Source organism: Nocardioides lacusdianchii, assembly GCF_020102855.1.
In the GTDB taxonomy this organism is placed as follows: Bacteria; Actinomycetota; Actinomycetes; order Propionibacteriales; family Nocardioidaceae; genus Nocardioides; species Nocardioides lacusdianchii.
On the sequence record NZ_JADHZD010000006.1, the window covers coordinates 161,317 to 180,780 of the forward strand.

Annotated in this window: 21 protein-coding genes; 19 read left to right on the forward strand and 2 right to left on the reverse strand. The window is 72.5% G+C overall.

Annotated features, from left to right (window positions below):
• Positions 1-72: 72 nt before the first annotated feature.
• The 5 genes from IRX98_RS11075 to IRX98_RS11095 all read left to right on the forward strand — a co-directional run bounded on the left by IRX98_RS11075 (position 73) and on the right by IRX98_RS11095 (position 6,145).
• Positions 73-1,374: an ammonium transporter gene (locus IRX98_RS11075; protein ID WP_224276690.1), complete on the forward strand. Its 1,302-nt coding sequence runs from the start codon at positions 73-75 to the stop codon at positions 1,372-1,374.
• The gene (locus IRX98_RS11080; RefSeq protein WP_121138992.1) at positions 1,371-1,709 is read left to right on the forward strand and encodes a P-II family nitrogen regulator; all 339 of its coding nucleotides are present in this window, start codon (positions 1,371-1,373) and stop codon (positions 1,707-1,709) included. The genes IRX98_RS11075 and IRX98_RS11080 overlap by 4 nt, the downstream gene beginning before the upstream one ends.
• A 25-nt stretch (positions 1,710-1,734) precedes the next feature.
• Positions 1,735-3,957, forward strand: coding sequence for a [protein-PII] uridylyltransferase (locus IRX98_RS11085; RefSeq protein WP_224276692.1), 2,223 nt, complete (start codon positions 1,735-1,737; stop codon positions 3,955-3,957).
• A gap of 127 nt (positions 3,958-4,084) precedes the next feature.
• Positions 4,085-5,656 (forward strand): signal recognition particle protein, encoded by a 1,572-nt coding sequence (gene ffh, locus IRX98_RS11090; protein ID WP_224276694.1) that lies wholly within the window; start codon positions 4,085-4,087, stop codon positions 5,654-5,656.
• Positions 5,657-5,776: 120 nt separating this feature from the next.
• The gene (locus tag IRX98_RS11095) at positions 5,777-6,145 is read left to right on the forward strand and encodes a hypothetical protein (protein ID WP_235745502.1); all 369 of its coding nucleotides are present in this window, start codon (positions 5,777-5,779) and stop codon (positions 6,143-6,145) included.
• 66 nt (positions 6,146-6,211) lie between these two features.
• On the opposite strand, the gene IRX98_RS11100 is transcribed toward IRX98_RS11095, so the two are convergent.
• On the reverse strand, positions 6,212-6,862 hold the full coding sequence (locus IRX98_RS11100; protein WP_224276699.1) for a hypothetical protein: 651 nt from the start codon (positions 6,860-6,862) through the stop codon (positions 6,212-6,214).
• Between the two features lie 170 nt (positions 6,863-7,032).
• Between IRX98_RS11100 and IRX98_RS11105 the strand changes: the two genes are divergently transcribed.
• On the forward strand, positions 7,033-8,106 hold the full coding sequence (locus IRX98_RS11105; RefSeq protein WP_224276701.1) for an amidohydrolase family protein: 1,074 nt from the start codon (positions 7,033-7,035) through the stop codon (positions 8,104-8,106).
• On the opposite strand, the gene IRX98_RS11110 is transcribed toward IRX98_RS11105, so the two are convergent.
• Positions 8,090-8,971, reverse strand: a complete 882-nt coding sequence (locus IRX98_RS11110) for a VanW family protein (protein ID WP_224276703.1) — start codon at positions 8,969-8,971, stop codon at positions 8,090-8,092. The two genes, IRX98_RS11105 and IRX98_RS11110, sit on opposite strands and share 17 nt — an antisense overlap.
• A 267-nt stretch (positions 8,972-9,238) precedes the next feature.
• Between IRX98_RS11110 and IRX98_RS11115 the strand changes: the two genes are divergently transcribed.
• The 13 genes from IRX98_RS11115 to IRX98_RS11175 all read left to right on the forward strand — a co-directional run bounded on the left by IRX98_RS11115 (position 9,239) and on the right by IRX98_RS11175 (position 19,422).
• Positions 9,239-9,895 carry a GNAT family N-acetyltransferase gene (locus IRX98_RS11115; protein WP_224276705.1) on the forward strand — a complete coding sequence of 219 codons (657 nt, stop codon included), beginning with the start codon at positions 9,239-9,241 and terminating at the stop codon, positions 9,893-9,895.
• Between the two features lie 168 nt (positions 9,896-10,063).
• Positions 10,064-10,570 (forward strand): 30S ribosomal protein S16, encoded by a 507-nt coding sequence (gene rpsP / locus IRX98_RS11120; protein ID WP_224276706.1) that lies wholly within the window; start codon positions 10,064-10,066, stop codon positions 10,568-10,570.
• 5 nt (positions 10,571-10,575) lie between these two features.
• Entirely contained in the window at positions 10,576-10,818 is a 243-nt protein-coding gene (locus tag IRX98_RS11125; protein ID WP_129473724.1) for an RNA-binding protein, read from the forward strand.
• A gap of 93 nt (positions 10,819-10,911) precedes the next feature.
• Complete coding sequence (gene rimM, locus IRX98_RS11130) at positions 10,912-11,496, forward strand: ribosome maturation factor RimM (RefSeq protein WP_224276708.1); 585 nt, start codon at positions 10,912-10,914, stop codon at positions 11,494-11,496.
• Complete coding sequence (trmD, locus tag IRX98_RS23460) at positions 11,493-12,671, forward strand: tRNA (guanosine(37)-N1)-methyltransferase TrmD (RefSeq protein ID WP_224276710.1); 1,179 nt, start codon at positions 11,493-11,495, stop codon at positions 12,669-12,671. Before rimM ends, trmD begins: the two co-directional genes overlap by 4 nt.
• 197 nt (positions 12,672-12,868) lie before the next feature.
• Entirely contained in the window at positions 12,869-13,219 is a 351-nt protein-coding gene (gene rplS, locus IRX98_RS11140; protein WP_207081987.1) for a 50S ribosomal protein L19, read from the forward strand.
• A 127-nt stretch (positions 13,220-13,346) separates the two neighbouring features.
• On the forward strand, positions 13,347-14,075 hold the full coding sequence (gene lepB, locus IRX98_RS11145; RefSeq protein ID WP_224276713.1) for a signal peptidase I: 729 nt from the start codon (positions 13,347-13,349) through the stop codon (positions 14,073-14,075).
• A gap of 29 nt (positions 14,076-14,104) precedes the next feature.
• Entirely contained in the window at positions 14,105-14,857 is a 753-nt protein-coding gene (locus tag IRX98_RS11150; RefSeq protein WP_224276825.1) for a ribonuclease HII, read from the forward strand.
• Positions 14,854-15,162, forward strand: coding sequence for a DUF2469 domain-containing protein (locus IRX98_RS11155; RefSeq protein ID WP_207081985.1), 309 nt, complete (start codon positions 14,854-14,856; stop codon positions 15,160-15,162). The genes IRX98_RS11150 and IRX98_RS11155 overlap by 4 nt, the downstream gene beginning before the upstream one ends.
• A 142-nt stretch (positions 15,163-15,304) precedes the next feature.
• Positions 15,305-15,706, forward strand: coding sequence for a YraN family protein (locus IRX98_RS11160; RefSeq protein ID WP_224276715.1), 402 nt, complete (start codon positions 15,305-15,307; stop codon positions 15,704-15,706).
• Positions 15,706-17,310, forward strand: a complete 1,605-nt coding sequence (locus IRX98_RS11165; protein WP_224276717.1) for a YifB family Mg chelatase-like AAA ATPase — start codon at positions 15,706-15,708, stop codon at positions 17,308-17,310. The genes IRX98_RS11160 and IRX98_RS11165 overlap by 1 nt, the downstream gene beginning before the upstream one ends.
• 17 nt (positions 17,311-17,327) lie before the next feature.
• Complete coding sequence (gene dprA, locus IRX98_RS11170; protein WP_224276718.1) at positions 17,328-18,440, forward strand: DNA-processing protein DprA; 1,113 nt, start codon at positions 17,328-17,330, stop codon at positions 18,438-18,440.
• Positions 18,441-18,468: 28 nt separating this feature from the next.
• The gene (locus IRX98_RS11175) at positions 18,469-19,422 is read left to right on the forward strand and encodes a tyrosine recombinase XerC (RefSeq protein ID WP_224276720.1); all 954 of its coding nucleotides are present in this window, start codon (positions 18,469-18,471) and stop codon (positions 19,420-19,422) included.
• Positions 19,423-19,464: the final 42 nt, after the last annotated feature.

A 19,464-nucleotide genomic window follows, 5' to 3' on the forward strand; every position in this document is an offset into this window, starting at 1 on the left:
TCGCGTGGGCCCCGGCATGACAGCGGCGTCATGAGCCACGGGCCCACACCCTGTTCGTTTCCTGGAGGTTCTGTGGACGGCTATTACGCCTTCATGCTGGTGGCGACTGCCTTCGTCCTGATGATGACGGTGCCCGCCCTGGCCCTGTTCTACGGCGGCATGTCACGGTCGAAGTCCGTGCTCAACATGATGATGATGTCCTACGTCGCCGCGGCGATCGTCGGCATCCTGTACGTCGCTGTCGGCTGGTCGATGGGCTTCGGCGGGGACGGCACGTTCTTCGCCAACCCCTTCGAGCTGCTCTGGCTCGACGGCGTCTCGACCGGTGACTACATCTTCGTGATGTTCCAGATGACCTTCGCGATCATCACCGCCGCGCTCATCAGCGGCGCCGTCGCCGACCGGATGAAGTTCTCCGCCTGGGTGGTCTTCGTTCCGCTGTGGGCGGTCATCGTCTACTTCCCGATGGCCCACATGGTCTTCAGCTGCACCGAGGACTCCCTCATCTGCGGCCGCATCGGCGCGCAGGACTACGCGGGCGGCACCGCCGTCCACATCAACGCCGGCGTCGCGGCCCTCGTGCTCGTGCTGCTGCTCGGCAAGCGCATCGGCTGGCCGCGCGAGCAGATGCGCCCGCACAACCTGACGCTCACCATGCTCGGCGCGGGCCTGCTCTGGATGGGCTGGTACGGCTTCAACGTGGGCTCGATCGTCTTCGGCGACGACCCGGAGACCCAGTTCCCGCTCGAGACCGGTCGCACCTTCGCCACCACCACGCTGGCCACGATGGCCGCCATCCTCGGCTGGCTGGCCGTCGAGCGCCTGATCCACAAGAAGGCCACCTCGCTGGGCGCTGCGTCCGGCATCGTCGCGGGCCTCGTGGCCATCACCCCGGCCACGGGCGCGGTCAACCTGTCCGGTGCCGTCGCCATCGGCGCCATCGCCGGTGCGGTCTGCGCCTGGGCGGTGGGCCTGAAGTACAAGCTCGGCTACGACGACTCGCTCGACGTGGTCGGCGTCCACCTGGTCGGTGGCATCATCGGCACCGTGCTGATCGGCGTGTTCTCGACGTCCGAGGGCGCCGGCGGCGTCGACGGCCTGATCTACGGCGGCGGCTTCGGCTCGCTCGGCGACCAGGCCCTCGGTGTGGTCGTCGCGGTCATCTACTCCGGCATCCTCACCGCCGTCATCGCGCTGGCCATCAAGTACACGATCGGCCTGCGCCTCGACGAGGAGGACGAGGTCAACGGCATCGACCTCGTCGCCCACGGCGAGTCGGCGTACGACCTGCACAGCGGCACCAGCGGCGGCGGCAGCGTCCTCGCCGCCTCCACCGCCCCTGTCACCACCAAGGCTGAAGGAGCCAGCGCATGAAGCTCGTGACCGCGGTCATCAAGCCGCACAAGTGGGAGGACGTCCGCGAGGCGCTCGAGACCTTCGGGGTCGCCGGCATGACGGTCTCCGAGGTGAGCGGCTACGGCCGCCAGAAGGGCCACACCGAGGTCTACCGCGGTGCGGAGTACGACATCGCGCTGGTGCCCAAGATCCGCATCGAGATCGTGGTCGACGACGCGGACGCCGACGACGTGGTGGGGATCGTGGTCAAGACCGCGCAGACCGGTCGCATCGGCGACGGCAAGGTCTGGGTCAGCCCGGTCGACACCGTGGTGCGCGTGCGCACCGGCGAGCAGGACGCGTCCGCACTCTGATGGCGACCGTCTCGGGATCGCAGCAGTGACCGCAGCGCAGCGACAGACCAGGGCCACCTCGGCCGACGAGCTCTGCAGGGAGGCCTACGCTGCCTCCGCAGGGCCCGCCACCGGGGTGGCCCTGGTCGCGGTCGGCGGCTACGGCCGCGGCGAGCTGGCCCCGCACTCCGACCTCGACGTGGTGCTCGTCCACGACGACGGGGTGGACCTCGGGGAGCTCGGCAGCACGCTCTGGTACCCCCTGTGGGACTCCGGACGCCGGCTCGACCACTCGGTGCGCTCGATGGGCGAGGTGGTCGAGGCGGCCACCGACCTGCGGGTGGCGCTGGGCCTGCTCGACGCCCGGCACCTCGCGGGCGACCCGGGCCTCAGCCTGCGCCTGCGCACCACGATGCTCGCCGACTGGCGCCGCCAGGCCCGCACCCGCCTGCCGGAGCTCAAGGCGATGACCCTCAAGCGCCACGACGTGACCGGCGAGCTCGCCCACGCCTCGGTGCCCGACGTCAAGGAGTCCGAGGGCGGGCTCCGCGACGCCGGCGTGCTCAAGGCGATCGAGGCGAGCTGGCTCGTCGACGCCTCGACGCCCGCGCTGGAGGCGGCGCGCCAGATGCTGCTCGACGTGCGCGACGAGGTCCACGACCTCGCCGGCCGCCCCAGCGACCGGATCGCCCCCGAGATGTGGGGTCCTCTCGCGCAGCGGCTCGGGCTCGCCGACGCCGGCGCCGCGCAGCGCCACGTGCGCTCGCTCGGACGCCGGATCGCGCACCTCTCGCGCCTGGCCTGGCGGCGTACGGACGCGGTGATGTCCCGCACCACGGGGGAGAAGGGGCGGCGTACGCCTGCCCTGGAGCGCATCGCGCCCGGCATCGCCGTCTCGCGCGGCGAGGTGGTCCTCGACGCGGGCACCCGTCCCGGCGACGACCCGACGCTGCTGCTGCGCGCCGCCGCGGAGGCCGCCGAGCGCGACCTCGTGCTGGCCCCCTCCACCGCGGCCCGCCTGGTCCGCGAGGGCGCCGAGCTGCCCGTCCCGTGGCCGGCCCCCGCCCGCGACGCGCTCGTGCGCCTGCTCGCCAGCGGCGACGGCCTGCTCCCGGTCTGGGAGACCCTCGACGAGATCGACGGCATCGAGACCTTCCTGCCCGAGTGGGAGCAGATCCGCCTCCTGCCGCACGCCTCGGCGATCCACCGCTTCACCGTCGACCGCCACGTGGTGGAGACCTGCGCGGAGGCCGGTGCGCTGATCCGGGGCGTACGCCGTCCCGACCTGCTGCTGGTCGCGGCGCTGCTCCACGACATCGGCAAGGGCTCGCTGCACGACCACTCCGTCGCGGGGGAGCCGCTCGCCCGCAAGATCGTGGCCCGGATGGGCTTCACCGACCTCGATGCCGAGGTGGTCGCCTCCCTCGTGCGCTGGCACCTGCTGCTGGCCACCCTCGCCACGACCCGTGACCCCGACGACCCGGCGACCACTGCCGAGCTCCTCACCCACGTGCCCGACGGCGCCAGCCTCGAGCTGCTGCGCGCCCTCACCGAGGCCGACGCCCGTGCCGCGTCGCCGGCCGCGTGGACCGCCTGGCGGGCCTCGCTCGTCGACCGGCTCGTCGCGCGAGCCGGCACCGCGCTCGGGGCGGAGATCTCCCACGTCGTCCCCGTCGAGACACTGCCGGTGCCCGACGCCGTACGCCGCGACGCCACCGCCGTCTCCGTCGACGTCGCCCCCCACGAGGTCGGCGCGACCGTCACCGTCATCGCCGCCGACCGGGTCGGGCTGCTCGCCGACGTCGCCGGCGGCCTCGCCGCGCTGCGGGTGCCGGTGCACGCGGCCCGCGCGTGGTCGCAGGTGGACGCCGAGGGCGAGTGGGGCGTGAGCGCGTGGGAGGTGCCCGACGCCTACCTCGACGCCACGGTCGTGCGGGAGCGGATCCGCCGGGTCGTCGAGGGCAGCCAGCGGCTCCCGGACCTGGGGGCGCGCCCGGACGACGAGCTGCCCCCGATCGTCGAGGTGCGCCCGGACGCGTCCCGCGCCTCGCTGGTGCTGGAGATCCGAACCTCCGACCGCCCCGGGGTGGTCCACCGGGTGCTCACCACGCTCGCCCGGCTCGGGCTGACCGTCGCGTCGGCGCACGTCTCCACGCTGGGGCCGCAGGCGGTGGACGTGTTCTACGTGCAGGAGGTCGGCGGGGTGCGCCCCACCGAGGAGCGCGCCGCTGCCGCCGCGCACGCCGTACGCACCGCGCTCGGCGGCTGAGCGCCCGGCGGCCGGACGCGGCTCCCGGCACGGGCGTCGCCGAGGCGGGACGCGGCGGGTCCGGCGGCTAGGCTTGCTCGTCGTAGCACCCTGATCCAGCCATCGATGCGAGGGATTGACCCACACCGTGTTCGCCACACTCTCCGACCGCCTTGCCGACACCTTCAAGAACCTGCGCGGCAAGGGACGGCTCTCCGAGGCCGACATCGACACGACCGCGCGCGAGATCCGCATCGCGCTGCTCGAGGCCGACGTCGCGCTGCCGGTCGTCAAGGAGTTCGTCGGCGCGGTGAAGGAGCGGGCCCGCTCCGAGGAGGTCAGCGGGGCGCTCAACCCGGCCCAGCAGATCATCAAGATCGTCCACGAGGAGCTCGTGACGATCCTGGGTGGCGAGACCCGACGGCTGCGCTACGCCAAGTCCGGTCCCACGGTCATCATGCTCGCCGGCCTCCAGGGTGCCGGCAAGACGACGCTCGCGGCCAAGCTCGCGCTCTGGCTCAAGGAGCAGGACAAGACCCCCATGCTGGTCGCGGCCGACCTGCAGCGTCCCAACGCGGTGCAGCAGCTCCAGGTCAACGGCGAGCGTGCCGGCGTCCCGGTCTTCGCACCGTCGCCGGGCAACGGCACCGGTGACCCCGTCGAGGTCGCCCGCGCCTCGATCGAGGAGGCCCGCCGCAAGCTCCACGACGTCGTCATCATCGACACCGCGGGCCGCCTCGGCGTCGACCAGACCCTGATGCAGCAGGCCGCCGACATCCGCGACGCGGTGCAGCCCGACGAGGTGCTCTTCGTCGTCGACGCGATGATCGGCCAGGACGCGGTCACCACCGCGCAGGCCTTCCTCGACGGCGTCGGCTTCGACGGCGTCGTGCTCACCAAGCTCGACGGCGACGCCCGCGGTGGTGCGGCCCTGTCGATCCGCTCGATCACCGGCAAGCCGGTCATGTTCGCCTCCAGCGGCGAGAAGATGACCGACTTCGACACCTTCCACCCCGACCGGATGGCCTCGCGCATCCTCGACATGGGCGACATGCTCACCCTGATCGAGCAGGCCGAGAAGGCCTTCGACTCCGAGCAGTCGATGAAGGCGGCCGAGAAGCTCGCCACCAAGGGCGGCTTCACCCTGGAGGACTTCCTCCAGCAGATGATGCAGATCCGCAAGCTCGGCTCGATGACCAAGATCATGGGGATGCTCCCGGGCATGGGGCAGTTCCGTGACCAGCTCGAGAACTTCGACGAGCGCGAGATCGACCGCATCCAGGCGATTATCCAGTCGATGACGCCCGCCGAGCGGGAGAACCCCAAGATCATCGACGGCTCGCGCCGCGCGCGCATCGCCAAGGGCTCCGGTCGCCAGGTCTCCGACGTCAACCAGCTCGTCGACCGCTTCTTCGAGGCGCGCAAGATGATGGAGTCGATGGCTCGCGGCGGCGGGATGCCGGGCATGCCGGGGATGCCCGGACTGCCGGGCGCGGGCGGCAAGCGCGCCGGCGCCAAGCAGGTGGCCAAGGGCAAGAAGGGCAAGAAGCGCGTCTCGGGCAACCCGGCGAAGGCCGCCCAGCAGAAGGCCGCCGAGCAGGCGGCAGCGGCCGAGAAGGCCGGCAACCCCTTCGGCAACCCCGACGGCGCCGAGGTCGACTACGAGAAGGCTGCCGAGCAGCTCAACCTGCCCAAGGACTTCTCGCAGTTCCTCAAGTGATGAGACGCCCAGTCGTCTGCTAGCGCAGCGAGCAGGCGGCGTGGGGGCGGCCAGATTGAGCAAGCGACGCGACTGAGGAACGAAGTCGCACGAGCGCGTCGAAATCCACCGAGGGAAGGGATGATCGTGGGATCGACCCTGGTCGTCGACGGCGCCAACGTCGTCGGATCCGTGCCCGACGGCTGGTGGAAGGACCGCGCGGGTGCCGCGCGGCGCCTGCACGAGCGCCTGCTGGTCGCCGACACGGCGTACGACGAGATCGTGCTGGTGCTGGAGGGGCAGGCCAAGGGCGGCGTCCGCGCGGGCCGCGATGCGCACGTGACGACGGTGCACGCCCCGCGCGACGGCGACCGCGAGATCCGCGAGCAGGCTCGGGTCGCGGCGGAGACGGGCGCGCGGGTCACCGTGGTGACCGCCGACCGGGCGCTGGCGGCGAACGTCTCGCCGGCTCAGGTGCTCAGCCCGTCGTGGCTGCTGGACCGGATCTGAGACGAGATCGGTCCCGGGTGGTGGCGCCGCCCCCCAGGCCGGCGCCACCGATGGTGACTGGTGCGGTCAGACCCCGAGGTTCAGCGCGGCGAGGATCTGGTTGAGCAGGGTGGTGAGCTGGCCCAGGATGCCGGCGAGCAGGCCACCGTCGAGCAGGCCGGCAACGGCGCAGAGCAGGTTGCCGAGCAGCTGCCCGGCACCCGTCACGGCGACGATGTCGAGCACGACGCGCTGGAGGCTCACCTGGAGCCCCAGCACGTTGAGGTCGAGCGGGCCGAGCACGAGGTTCAGCACGTCGCAGGCCGCAGCGCGCGACGACGTCCGTGCGTCGGTGGCCGACTGGCCGTTGATCTTCTTGACCGGCATCTTCTTGATGCCGCTGAACTTCGTGACCTTGCCGTTCTTCTCGACGATCTTGCCCTCGAGGAACCCCTTGGCGTAGAGCGCGCCGTCACGCTCGACGAAACGGGTCGGGGTGAAGGTGCCCTTCACCTTGTCGCCCTCGGACGTGCGCCCGATGACCTTGCTGGTGATCTTCCCCTGGTCGGACTTGCCCACGACCGACTTCGGCGAGGGGGTGCCCGGCGCGGCGGAGGCCGCTCCGATGCCGACCGACGTGAGGCCCACGGCCATCACGAGGGCGAGGACGCCGGTGGTGAGCGCCGTGGAGATGCGGCTGGAGATGCGGCTGGACGTGCTTCGTGCGTTGTTCGTCATGCGTGTTTTCCTCCCAAGACGACGCCCGTCGCGACCGGCTGGGGGCCTGGTCGTCCGGTGCCGGGTTCCTCCCCGATCGGGGTGGCTGGCACCCCGGGCATCGGCTCGACGCTAGGTGGTCTGGACCACATCCCCCACACCCGTGCGGGTGCCTGACTAGGGTCGGCCGCATGACTGCCCAGCGCTTCCGTGGCCCGGTCCTGCCCGACGGAGAGGCTCGCGACCTCTATGTCGTCGACGGCCGGATCACCTACGAGCCGCAGCCCGGCGCCGACACCGCGGCGGAGGGGTGGATCGTGCCGGGGCTGGTCGACGCGCACTGCCACCTCGGGCTCGACGACTTCGGTGCGACCGGCGACGAGGCCACCGAGCAGCAGGCGGTCGCCGACCGCGACGGGGGAGCACTCCTGATCCGCGACGCGGGATCTGCCGCCGACACGCGCTGGATCCACGACCGTGACGACCTGCCCCGGCTGATCCGCTGCGGGCGCCACATCGCCGCGACACGGCGCTACATCCGCGGCTACGCCCACGAGGTCGAGCCCGCGGACCTGGCGACGTACGCCGCGCAGGAGGCGCGCAACGGCGACGGCTGGATCAAGCTGGTCGGCGACTGGATCTCCCGCGACGAGGGCGACCTCGCACCGTCGTTCCCCGCGGAGGCCTTTGCCGCCGCGATCGACGCGGCCCACGCCGAGGGTGCGAAGGTCACCGCGCACTGCTTCGGCCACGGCGTGCTGCCCGGGCTGATCGAGGCGGGCATCGACTGCATAGAGCACGGCACCGGCCTCACCGAGGACCTCATCGACGCGATGGTCGAGCACGGCACCCGCCTGGTGCCGACGGTCATGCAGCTCGACAAGTTCCCCGAGCACGCGGCGGCGGGCGCCGAGAAGTTCCCCGCCTACGCCTCGACGATGACCGACCTCTACGCCCGGATGCCCGCCACGATCATGGCCGCCCACGAGGCGGGCGTGCCGATCTACGCCGGCTCCGACGGGGGCGGGATCAGCCGGCACGGCAACATCGCGGGCGAGATCGAGGCGCTCGTGCGCATCGGGATGTCGCCCCACGACGCACTCGGGGCGGCCAGCTGGCGCGCCCGCGAGTGGCTCGGGGTCGACGGCCTGACGGAGGGCGCCTCCGCGGACTTCGTGGTCTACGACCGCGACCCGCGGGCGGACCTGTCGGTGCTGCGTACGCCGTCCGCGGTCGTGCTGCGCGGCGTCAGCCGAGGTCGATGACCTCGACGTCCGGCCCGGGCTCGTAGACCACGAGCGCGCAGTTGCTCTTCACCAGCTCCTCGCCGACCTGCTCGCCGGTGCGACGGTCCAGCACGCGCCGCCAGACCTGGTTGCGGCGGTAGACCCGGTCGTCGAGGCGCACGAACTGCTCACCGCGCGCCTCGACGGCGTACGAGTGCGCGGGAGGCACGTCGGTGCGCAGCTGGCCGTGGAGGTAGCGGTCACCGACCCACGCCCGCAGCTGGAAGGGGTGCGCGGTGTCGTTGCGCACGACCAGGTCGACGTAGTTGTAGACGATCGAGCAGCCCACGCCCCACGGCAGCACCCGCCCGGTGTCGGGGAAGGGGTCGAAGGAGTGCTCGGAGCGCTCCACGACCGTCAGCGGCGAGTGCAGCACCATCCAGTGGACGAGGTTGGCCAGCTGGCAGATCCCGCCGCCGAACCCGGCCTCGGCGACGCCGTCGGCCAGCCGCATCCCGTCGACATAGCCCTTGCGCCGGGTGCAGTTGCCCACCACGCGGTTGAAGGAGAAGGTCTCGCCGGGACCGATCACGATCCCGTCCAGCCTCCCGGCCGCGAGTCGGAGGTTGGTCACCTTGCTGTGCTGCAGCCCCATCTGGTCGGGCGCGAGCTCGCGCAGCAGCAGTGAACCGTGCTGCTTCACCCGCACGGGCAGGTCCTCGGAGTCGCGGCGGGCCGCCCACACGACCCGGCCCGACCAGCCGTCCCGCACCCACTGCGTACGCCGTCGCGTGCGGTGCACGACCTTGGCGACGGGCAGCAGCCACGGGTGGCGCTGGGTCGGGCGCGGGGGAGCGGTGAGGCGCGCCGGCAGCGGCAACGGCTCGGTCGGCGCGGTGGTCATGCTGGGGAGACGCTGCGGGAGGCGATCTGGTTGCGTCCAGGCCGGCTGGTCCGGACGTCACGACGGGCGACCATCCCCCCAGGGCCGGGCCGCCCGTCGTGGCACGGGGGACCGGTTCTCGCGCACGGTCTCGAGCCCGATTCTGGCGCAGGGTGCGGGTGGGCGAGCATGCGAGGATCGGTCGCGATCCATGGTCATTTCGGGCCATGGAGCCACCGGCAGGTATTGCATTTGTGTCCCGGCCCGGTCAGCCGGTGGGATGGGGCCATGACGACCGCGACTGACCTGTTCCCGCCCATGGGGCTGCGCGTGGTCGCGGGCCCGCTGGAGCTGCGTGGCCTGACCGACGAGCTCGTCGTCGAGCTGTGCGACCTCGCCGAGGCCGGGATCCATCACCCCGACGAGATGCCGTTCTACTTCCCGTGGACCGCGGCCCCTCCCGGGCAGCTCGCGCGCAACACCGCCGCCTATCACTGGGGCAAGCGCGCCACCTTCTCTCCCGACGACTTCTGCCTCGACCTCGCGGTCCTCCTCGAGGGGCGGGTGATCGGCTGCCAGGGCGTGGCGGCCAGGCACTTCCCCGTGACCCGCACCGGCGAGACCGGGTCGTGGCTCGGGCGTGAGTTCCAGGGCCGCGGCCTCGGCACCGCGATGCGCCGCGCGATGTGCGCCCTGCTCTTCGACCACCTCGGCTTCGAGGAGATCACCTCCGCCGCGTTCCTCGACAACCCCGCCTCGCTCGGCGTCTCGCGCAACGTGGGCTACCGGCCCACCGTGGTGAGCCGGATCAAGCGCCGCGAGGGTGAGCTCGCGCTCAACCAGGGCCTGGTGCTGACGCCGGAGACGTTCGTCCGCGGCGACGTGGCGGTCGAGGTGACCGGCGCCGCCGCCGTACGGTCCTTCATCGGCCTCGACGCGGCCTGAGACGGGCGATTGGTGGCCCGCGGCGTACGTCTGGCAGAATCCCTCCTCGTGTCCTGCGCGCCCGGACCCTCTCATCCGTGCGACGCAGCGCCCATCGAGCGACCAGACCCGGTCCCCACCTGGCGAGGGTCGCTCACCCACGACAATTCCTGAGGAGACACCACAAACGTGGCCGTCAAGATTCGTTTGAAGCGCCTGGGCAAGATCCGGGTGCCGCAGTACCGCATCGTCGTCGTCGACTCGCGCAAGAAGCGCGACGGTCGGGTGCTCGAGGAGATCGGCAAGTACCACCCGAAGGAGGAGCCCTCCTTCATCGAGGTGACCTCCGACCGGGCGCAGTACTGGCTCGGCGTGGGCGCGCAGCCCTCCGAGGCCGTCGAGGCGATCCTCAAGGTCACCGGTGACTGGCAGAAGTTCAAGGGCCTGCCGGGCGCCGAGGGCACCCTCAAGGTGAAGGAGCCCAAGCGCTCCAAGCTCGACATCTTCAACGAGGCCCTCAAGGAGGCCGCCGCCGAGCCCAAGGGCGCCGCGACGACCTCCAAGAAGAAGGCCGAGAAGCCTGCCGCCGAGAAGCCTGCCGAGGTCCCGGCCTCGGAGACGCCTGAGGGCGCTGCCGACGCCGCGGAGGCCACCGAGACCGTGACCGCCGAGGACGCCGGCAAGAGCGAGGCGTGAGCGACGTGCTGGCCGAGGCTCTCGAGCACCTGGTGCGCGGCATCGTCGACCACCCCGACGACGTCGTCGTCCGCGACAAGCAGATGCGTCGTGGCTCGATCCTCGAGGTCCGGGTCCACCCCGACGACCTCGGCAAGGTGATCGGCCGCAACGGCCGCACCGCCACTGCCTTCCGCACCGTCGTCTCGGCCCTCGCGGGCCGTGGCGGGGCCCGGGTCGACTTCGTCGACACCGACCGCCGCCGCTGAGCGACGTACGCACGCACTGATCGTCGGGCGCCACCCCACCCGGGGGGGCGCCCGACGTGCATTTCCTGTCGACGGGAGCGATAGCCTCGCCCCGTGAGCGACAAGCAGCCCGGCGAGATCGAGGTCGTGGTCGGCCGCATCGGCAAGCCCCACGGCATCCGCGGCGAGGTCACCCTCGACGTCCGCACCGACGAGCCCGACCGCCGCTTCGCCCCGGGTACGACGCTGCGCGCCGAGGCCCCGGCCGGCGCCGACCGGCGGCCGGCGAGCCTCACCGTCGCCCGCGCCCGCTGGCACCAGAGCACCCTCCTGGTCACCTTCGAGGAGCTCACCGACCGCAACGCGGCCGAGGCCGTGCGCGGCACGGTCCTCCACGCCACCCTCGGGCCCGACGACGTGCCCGAGGACCCGGACGAGTACTACGACCACCAGCTCGTGGGCCTCGACGTCGTCGACCTCGACGGGACCCACCTGGGGCAGGTGAAGGCCCTCGTGCACGGGTCCGCGCAGGACCTGCTGACCGTGCGCACCCCCGACGGCCGCGACACGTTGGTGCCCTTCGTCTCCGCGCTCGTGCCCGAGGTCGACCTCGACGCCGGCCGGATCGTGGTCGCCGACCGGCCCGGGCTGGTCACGCCGTTCCCCGACGACAGCGACGGGCAGGACCCCGCGCCGTGAGGATCGACGTCGTCACGATCTTCCCCGACTACCTCGCCCCCCTCGAGCTCAGCCTGCCGGGCAAGGCCCGGGCCAAGGGGCTGCTCGACGTCGCCGTGCACGACCTGCGCCAGTGGACGACCGACCGCCACCACACCGTCGACGACACGCCGTACGGCGGCGGTGCCGGGATGGTCATGAAGCCCGAGCCGTGGGGCCAAGCGCTCGAGGCCGTGGCGCGTGACGCCACGATCATCTTCACCACGCCCAGCGGCGAGCCCTTCTCCCAGCAGCTCGCCCACGAGCTCAGCACCCACGAGCGCCTCGTGTTCGCGTGCGGGCGCTACGAGGGCATCGACCAGCGCGTCATCGAGCACGCCGCCACCGTCGGCACGGTGCGGGAGGTCTCGCTGGGGGACTACGTCCTCAACGGTGGCGAGGTCGCTGCCCTGGCGATCACCGAGGCGGTCGTACGCCTCCTCCCGGGGTTCATGGGCAACGCGGAGTCCCTCGTCGAGGAGTCCCACGCCGACGGCCTCCTGGAGTACCCCGTCTACACCAAGCCGGCGTCGTGGCAGGGCCGCGACGTGCCCGACGTGCTCCTCTCCGGCGACCACGGCCGCATCGCGGCCTGGCGCCGCGAGCAGGCCGAGCGCCGCACCGCCGAGCGCCGTCCCGACCTGCTCCCGTCGACCGGCACGGTGCGCGGCCTCGGCGACCTCGACGTACGTCCTGCGGTCCTCGCCGACGCCGGCGAGCTCTACACCCTCCAGCGGGCCTGCTGGCTCCAGGAGCTCGTCGCCAACCCCGGCGTGGAGATCCCGGCGCTCACCGAGTCGCTCGACGACGTACGCCGGGGGCTGGGGGAGTGGACCGTGATGGTCGCGCGCGACCCGGGCTCCGGGCGGCTGGTGGGTGCGGTCCGCGGCCGCCTCGACGTCCACGACGAGTGGGACATCGGCCGGATCATGGTCGCCCCGGACCTCCAGGGCCGCGGCCTGGGCCGCGCGCTGCTAGAGCTGGTCGAGGACCTCGCGCCGCGCGAGGCGCGGACCTTCGTGCTCTTCACCGGCGCGGGGTCGGTGGACAACCTGCGGATGTACAAGAAGGCCGGCTTCCGGCTCCGCCCCGACCGCGAGGCCCCGCCCGGCGCCGTCGTGCTCTCCAAGAAGGCCGGCCAGCGGATTTCCCGCTGACGACACGCTCTGGCAGACTTCTGCACTGGTCCGCTCGAGGCCAGGGTCGCCCGGACGCATCCCAGATGCACCGCCCCGGGGTCCCGTCGAACCGCACCTGCCACAGGGGGCGCGCCGGCCGGCCACGTCGAGCACCAGCCGAATCCACCCCACCGAAGATTCCGCGGTTGACCTGTGGCACTCGCGAGGAGCACGTCATGACCAATGTCATCGCCGAACTCGGCAACTCCCTCAAGCGTGACGACGTCCCGGCCTTCCGCGCCGGCGACAACATCAAGGTCCACGTCAAGGTCATCGAGGGCAGCCGCTCCCGTGTCCAGGTGTTCCAGGGCGTCGTCATCCGCATCCACGGCTCGGGCGTCGGCCGCACCTTCACCGTCCGCAAGGTCTCCTTCGGCGTCGGTGTCGAGCGCACCTTCCCGCTGAACTCCCCGATCTTCGAGAAGATCGAGGTCGTGACCCGCGGTGACGTCCGTCGCGCCAAGCTCTACTACCTGCGCAACCTGCGCGGCAAGGCTGCCAAGATCAAGGAGCGCCGCGAGGCGTGAGCTGGTGGGTCGCGCGCCTGACGCGTGGCTTCGCCCAGTGACTGGTTAGTCTCTGCGAGTGACTTCTGATGACCGCGGTTCCACGTCGATCTCCACCGACGAGGAACCGCGGTCGTCGCGTTCTGGGGTGACCCGCTCGGGAAAGCCCAAGCGCAAGCAGCTGCCGCTGTGGCAGGAGACCGTGCTGCTGCTGAGCGTGGCGCTCGTGCTGGCGGTGGTCATCAAGACGTTCTTCGTCCAGGCCTTCTACATCCCCTCGGAGTCGATGGAGCCCGGGCTCATCCTCAACGACCGGATCCTCATCCAGAAGGTGTCCTACTGGGGCGGTGAGCCCGAGCGCGGCGACGTGGTCGTCTTCAAGGACCCGGGCGGCTGGCTCCCGCCGATGGACAGCGCCGGTCCCACCAACCCGATCGCGAAGGGGATGGCCAAGATCGGCCTCTACCCGACCGGCGGGCACCTGGTGAAGCGCGTCATCGGCGTCGCAGGCGACACGATCGAGTGCTGCGACGACCAGGGCCGCCTCCTGGTCAACGGCGAGCCCCTCGTCGAGGGCGCCTACGTCAAGCGCGGCGGGAAGTCGTGCGCGGGACCGATGCCGACGGATTGCAACGAGGACTGGGAGGTCGGCCCGATCCCCGAGGGCCACGTCTTCGTGATGGGAGACAACCGCTCCCAGTCGGCGGACTCCTCGGCCAAGATGTGCCGCCCCGACGCGACGGAGTGCGTGCCCGGCGACGAGTTCGTCCCGGTCGACCTCGTGGTCGGCAAGGTGTTCGTGCTGCTGTGGCCGGCCGACCGCTTCCGCTGGAACACCCGCCCAGACACGTTCGAGGACGTCCCGGACCCGTCGTGAGCCAGCCGCCCCCCTCCCTGCAGGGCGGCGTGACCGTACGCCGCGACGCCGGGCTCTACGGCTACGAGCGGGCCCTGCGGCGCGCCGGTCTCGAGCCGATCGCCGGCGTCGACGAGGCCGGCCGGGGAGCCTGTGCCGGACCGCTGGTCGCCGGTGCGGTCGTGCTGCCACCGGGCCGGGCCGGCATCGTGCCGGGCCTGGCAGACAGCAAGCTGCTCACCGAGGCGGCACGTGAGCGGGTCTACGCCCAGGTCGTGCGCCGCGCACTGGCGTGGTCGGTCGTGGTGATCGACAACGAGGAGTGCGACCGGCTCGGCATGCACGTCGCCAACGTCGAGGCGCTGCGACGCGCGGTCGCCCGGCTCGGCACCCGTCCGGCGTACGTCCTCACCGACGGCTTCCCGGTCGACGGGCTCGGCGTGCCGGGCTTGGCGGTGTGGAAGGGCGACCGCGTCGCCGCCTGCATCGCCGCCGCCTCGGTCATCGCCAAGGTGACGCGCGACCGCCTGATGGTGGGGCTGCACGACGACTGGCCGGCCTACGACTTCGCGACCCACAAGGGCTACATCACCGCCGAGCACGAGGCCGCCCTGGCCGTGCACGGACCCTCGCCGGTGCACCGCATGCGCTTCGTCAACGTACGCCGCGCCGCCGGCCTCGAGCCGGCGCCGGATCCGCGGCTGGATCCGGCCACTAGTCTCGGGCCGGGGTCGCCGGTCACACCCGGCGGCGAACCGGAGCCGGACACGACGGAGCCGGACACGACGGAGGAGGACGCATGAGCGCCGAGGATCTCGAGAAGTACGAGACCGAGATGGAGCTCACCCTCTATCGCGAGTACCGCGACGTCGTGGGGATCTTCAAGTACGTCGTGGAGACCGACCGACGGTTCTACCTCTGCAACCAGGTCGACGTGAAGGCGCGCTCGGAGAGCGGCGACGTCTTCTTCGAGGTGTCGATGACCGACGCCTGGGTGTGGGACATGTACCGCCCCGCCCGCTTCGCCAAGAACGTCAAGGTGCTCACCTTCAAGGACGTCAACGTCGAGGAGCTGGCGCCCCAGGAGATCGACCCGCCCAAGGACTGACCGCCGGACGCGGGCCACCAACCGTCCACAGGCGACGTCCTGCAGCCGTTGTCCACAGCCCCGAGCCCGCGGCCCTCACCAGTGTCGGCTCGCCGATGTGTGCTGGTGCCTTCCCGATCTGCCCGACCGGAAGGCACCCACGATGGCCCGCACCGCAGCCGCCTCACCCTTCGCCCCCGATCCTGCCGCCGAGCACCGTCGCCTGCTCGGCGAGCGCGGCGAGACCATCGCCGCGCGTCACCTGACGCGCCTGGGCCTGGTGCTCCTCGACCGCAACTGGCGCTGCGACGCCGGTGAGATCGACCTCGTCCTGCGCGACGGCGCGGTCCTGGTGATCTGCGAGGTGAAGACCCGCACCTCGACCGACTACGGCGACCCGCTCGAGGCCGTCACGCCGGCCAAGGTGGCGCGCCTGCGACGCCTCGCCGCGCGGTGGCTGCGGGTCCACGACTGCCACCCCGAGGACGTCCGCATCGACATGGTCGGCGTCCTGGCCCCGCCGGGTCGCCCGGTCGAGGTCGAGCACGTGGAAGGCATCGGCTGATGGCCTTCGCGACGGCCCGCTCGCTGGCCCTCAAGGGACCGGACGGGCACGTGATCGACGTGCAGGTCGACGTCTCACCCGGCGTCGTCGGCACCACCCTGGTCGGCCGCGTCGACAAGAGCCTGTCCGAGGCCCGCGACCGGGTGCGGATGGCGATCAACAACGACTGCGGCCGGTTCCCGGCCACCAAGCGGGTCACGATCCTGCTCTCGCCGGCCGACCTGCCCAAGGGTGGCACCCACTACGACCTGGCCATCGCCGTCGCGGTGATGGCGGCCGACAAGTCCCACAAGGAGCTCACGCCCGAGCTGCTCGACGGCTGGGCCTTCGTCGGGGAGCTCTCCGTCTCGGGGGGCCTCCGCCCCGTGCCGGGGGTGCTCCCGATGGTCATCGCCGCAGCCTCCCACGGCATCACGCGCGTCTTCGTGCCGGAGCCGCAGGCGGCCGAGGCCGGACTGGTCCCGGGGATGACGGTGTTCGGCGTGCGTTCGCTCGCCCAGGTCTCCGCGGTGCTCCGCGGCGTCGAGGTGCCGCAGGCGCCTCCCGTGGTCGGGCCCTCGGGCAGCCCGCTGGCCACCTGGCGCGGCGAGGACCGCCTCGACGACCTCGACCTGCGCGACCTGGACGGCCTCGAGGACGTCCGCTACGCCGTCGAGGTCGCGGCTGCGGGCGGGCACCCGCTGATGCTGGTCGGGCCTCGCGGGACCGGCAAGACGTCGATCGCCGAGCGGATCCCGACGATCCTGCCCGACCTGACCACCGAGCAGTCCCTCGAGGTCTCCGCGCTGCACTCCGTGGCCGGCATCCTGCCGCAGGGGGCCGGGCTGCTGCGCCGCCCACCGTGGTTCGCCCCCCACCACGGCGCCTCGGCTGCGAGCGTCCTCGGCGGTGGGTCAGGGCGGGTGCACCCCGGTCAGGTGAGCCTGGCGCACCACGGGGTGCTCTTCCTCGACGAGTTCCCGCACTTCCGCACCGACGTCATCGAGGCGATGCGCCAGCCGCTGGAGTCGGGAGAGGTGACGATCGCCCGAGGCGACGAGTCCGCCACCTATCCCGCCCGGTCCCTCGTCGTGCTCGCCGCCAACCCGTGCCCCTGCGGCAACTTCCACGCGCAGGCGCCGCAGGCGTGCGACTGCACGGAGGTCCAGCGCTCCCACTACCAGCGCAAGCTCAGCGGCCCGATCCTCGACCGCGTCGACATCTGGATGGAGGTGCGTCCCCAGCTGGGGCCGCGCGGCCAGGGCTTCGGGCCGGCCCCGGAGTCGTCGGCCGACGTCCGGGCCCGCGTCGAGGACGCCCGGCTGCGCCAGGCCCGGCGGTTCCGCGACTGCTCCTGGCTGGTCAACGCGTCCGTGCCCGGACCGGTGCTCGCCGAGAGGTGGCCGTTGGAGCCCGACGCCCAGCGACTCGTCGACGACCAGCTGAGCGCAGGGACGCTCACCCGCCGCGGCCTCACCCGGGTCCAGCGCCTCGCGTGGACCGTGGCCGACTGTGCTGGTGTCCCGCGCCCGGGCGTCGCGGAGGCGACGCTCGCGCTGGCGCTGCGCTCCAGCAGCGCCGCCTGCGCCCTCCCCGCCCGCGTGGTGACGGCGGCCGCCTCGTGAGCGCGGTGGACAGCGCGGTGAGCGAGGACGATCGCCTGGCCCGCGTGGTGCTCAGCTGCGGAGTGGAGCCGGGGGACCGCACCACCTCGTCACTCATCCGCCAGCTGGGCGCACGTCGGGCGCTGGAGGTCCAGCTGGTGCCCAAGCCCGGCAGCGGGCTGGCCGAGCGCCTGTCGGTCGTCGACCCTGTCCGACAGCTCGAGCAGGCGGCACGCTGCGGCATCCGCTTCCTGGTCCCCGGCGACCCGGAGTGGCCGGTCGGGCTCGACGACCTCGACCACGGCACCGAGGTCCAGGAGCTCGGCGGCACCCCGCCGGGCATCTGGGTCAGGGGACCGATGCCCCTCACCGCGCTCACCGGCTCGGTCGCCGTGGTGGGTTCGCGCTCCGCCTCCACCTACGGGGCCGAGGTCACCCGCAGTGTCGCCGGGCACCTGGCGGGCGCCGGGGTGCCCGTGGTCTCGGGCGGGGCCAAGGGCATCGACTTCGTCGCCCACGACGCCGCGCTGCTCGCCGGGGGCGCCTCCGTCGCCGTGCTCGCCTGCGGCGTCGACCGGGTCTACCCCGAGCAGAACCGCCGCCTGCTGGCCCACCTCGCGGCCGAGTTCGCGGTGGTCTCGGAGCAGCCGCCCGGGTCGGCGCCCACCCGCATCCGCTTCCTCGCCCGCAACCGGCTCATCGCGGCCCTCACCCGGGGGACCGTGCTGGTCGAGGCCGCGCTGCGCAGCGGCGCGCTCAACACCGTCGCCTGGGCCGAAGGGCTCAGCCGTCACGTGATGTGCGTCCCCGGGCCCGTCACGAGCTACACCTCGCAGGGCGTGCACCACTGGTTCCGGCGTGGCAACGCCACCCTCGTCACCCACGGGGCGGAGGTGTTGGAGGTCGTGGGCGAGGCAGGTGAGCACCTCGTGGTCGACCCGCGCGGTCCCGAGCGCCCGCGCGACCGGCTCACCTCGGTCGAGCGGCGGGTGCTGGAGTGGGTGCCGGTCAGCAGGCCTGCCGAGATCGACTCCATCGCCCGTCTGAGCGACGTCCACGTCCGCGACGCGGACCCGACGCTGCGACGCCTCGAGAAGGCGGGCTTCGTGTGCGCCGTCGACGGAGGGTGGCGACTCGCAGGTGCCGGGTGAGGAGGCGCGCCACACCTAGGATCGGAGCGTGGACGACGAGCGGGCGGCGGAGCAGGCGGAGCCCGAGGGTCTCCCGGAGCCCTTCGTCCGGCTCCTGGGCGACTACGAGCGCCACCTCGTCTCCGAGCGCGACCTGGCTCCCCACACGGTGCGCGCCTACCTCGGCGACGTCTCCGGCCTGCTCGACCACTGCGGGCGCCTCGGCATCGACGACGTCACCGAGCTGGACCTCCGCGCGCTGCGCAGCTGGCTGGCCCGCCTGCAGACCACCGGTCGCAGCCGTACGACGATCGCCCGGCGCGCCACGGCCGCCCGGGTCTTCACCGCCTGGCTGCACCGCACCGGCCGGGTGCCGACCGACCCGGGCGCCGCCCTGGGATCTCCGAAGAAGCACAAGACGCTGCCGCCGGTGCTGCGTGCCGACGAGGCCGAGGCGCTCATCCGCTCGGTCGCCGACCTCGCTGACGACGGCACCCCGGTCGGCCTGCGCGACGTGGCGATGGTGGAGCTGCTCTACGCCACCGGGATCCGGGTGGGCGAGCTCGTCGGCCTCGACATCGACGACGTCGACGCCGAGCGCCGGGTCGTGCGGGTCTTCGGCAAGGGCCGCAAGGAGCGCGCCGTCCCCTACGGCGTCCCCGCGGGCCGGGCGGTCGAGCGCTGGCTCGCCACCGGCAGGCCCTCGCTGCGGGTCGAAGGCTCCGGGCCGGCGCTGTTCCTCGGCGTGCGCGGACGCCGCATCGACCAGCGCGCGGTCCGCGACCTGGTGCACCGCCGGATCGCCGACGTCCCGGGCGCGCCCGACATCGGCCCTCACGGGCTGCGGCACACCGCCGCCACCCACCTCCTCGAGGGCGGGGCTGACCTGCGCTCGGTGCAGGAGCTGCTCGGCCACGCCTCCCTGGCCACGACGCAGCTCTACACCCACGTCACCACCGACCGGCTCCGCAAGGCCTACCAGCAGGCCCACCCGCGCGCCTAGCGGAGACGCGCCGGCAAATCCGCTGATGGTGGTCGAGTGAGC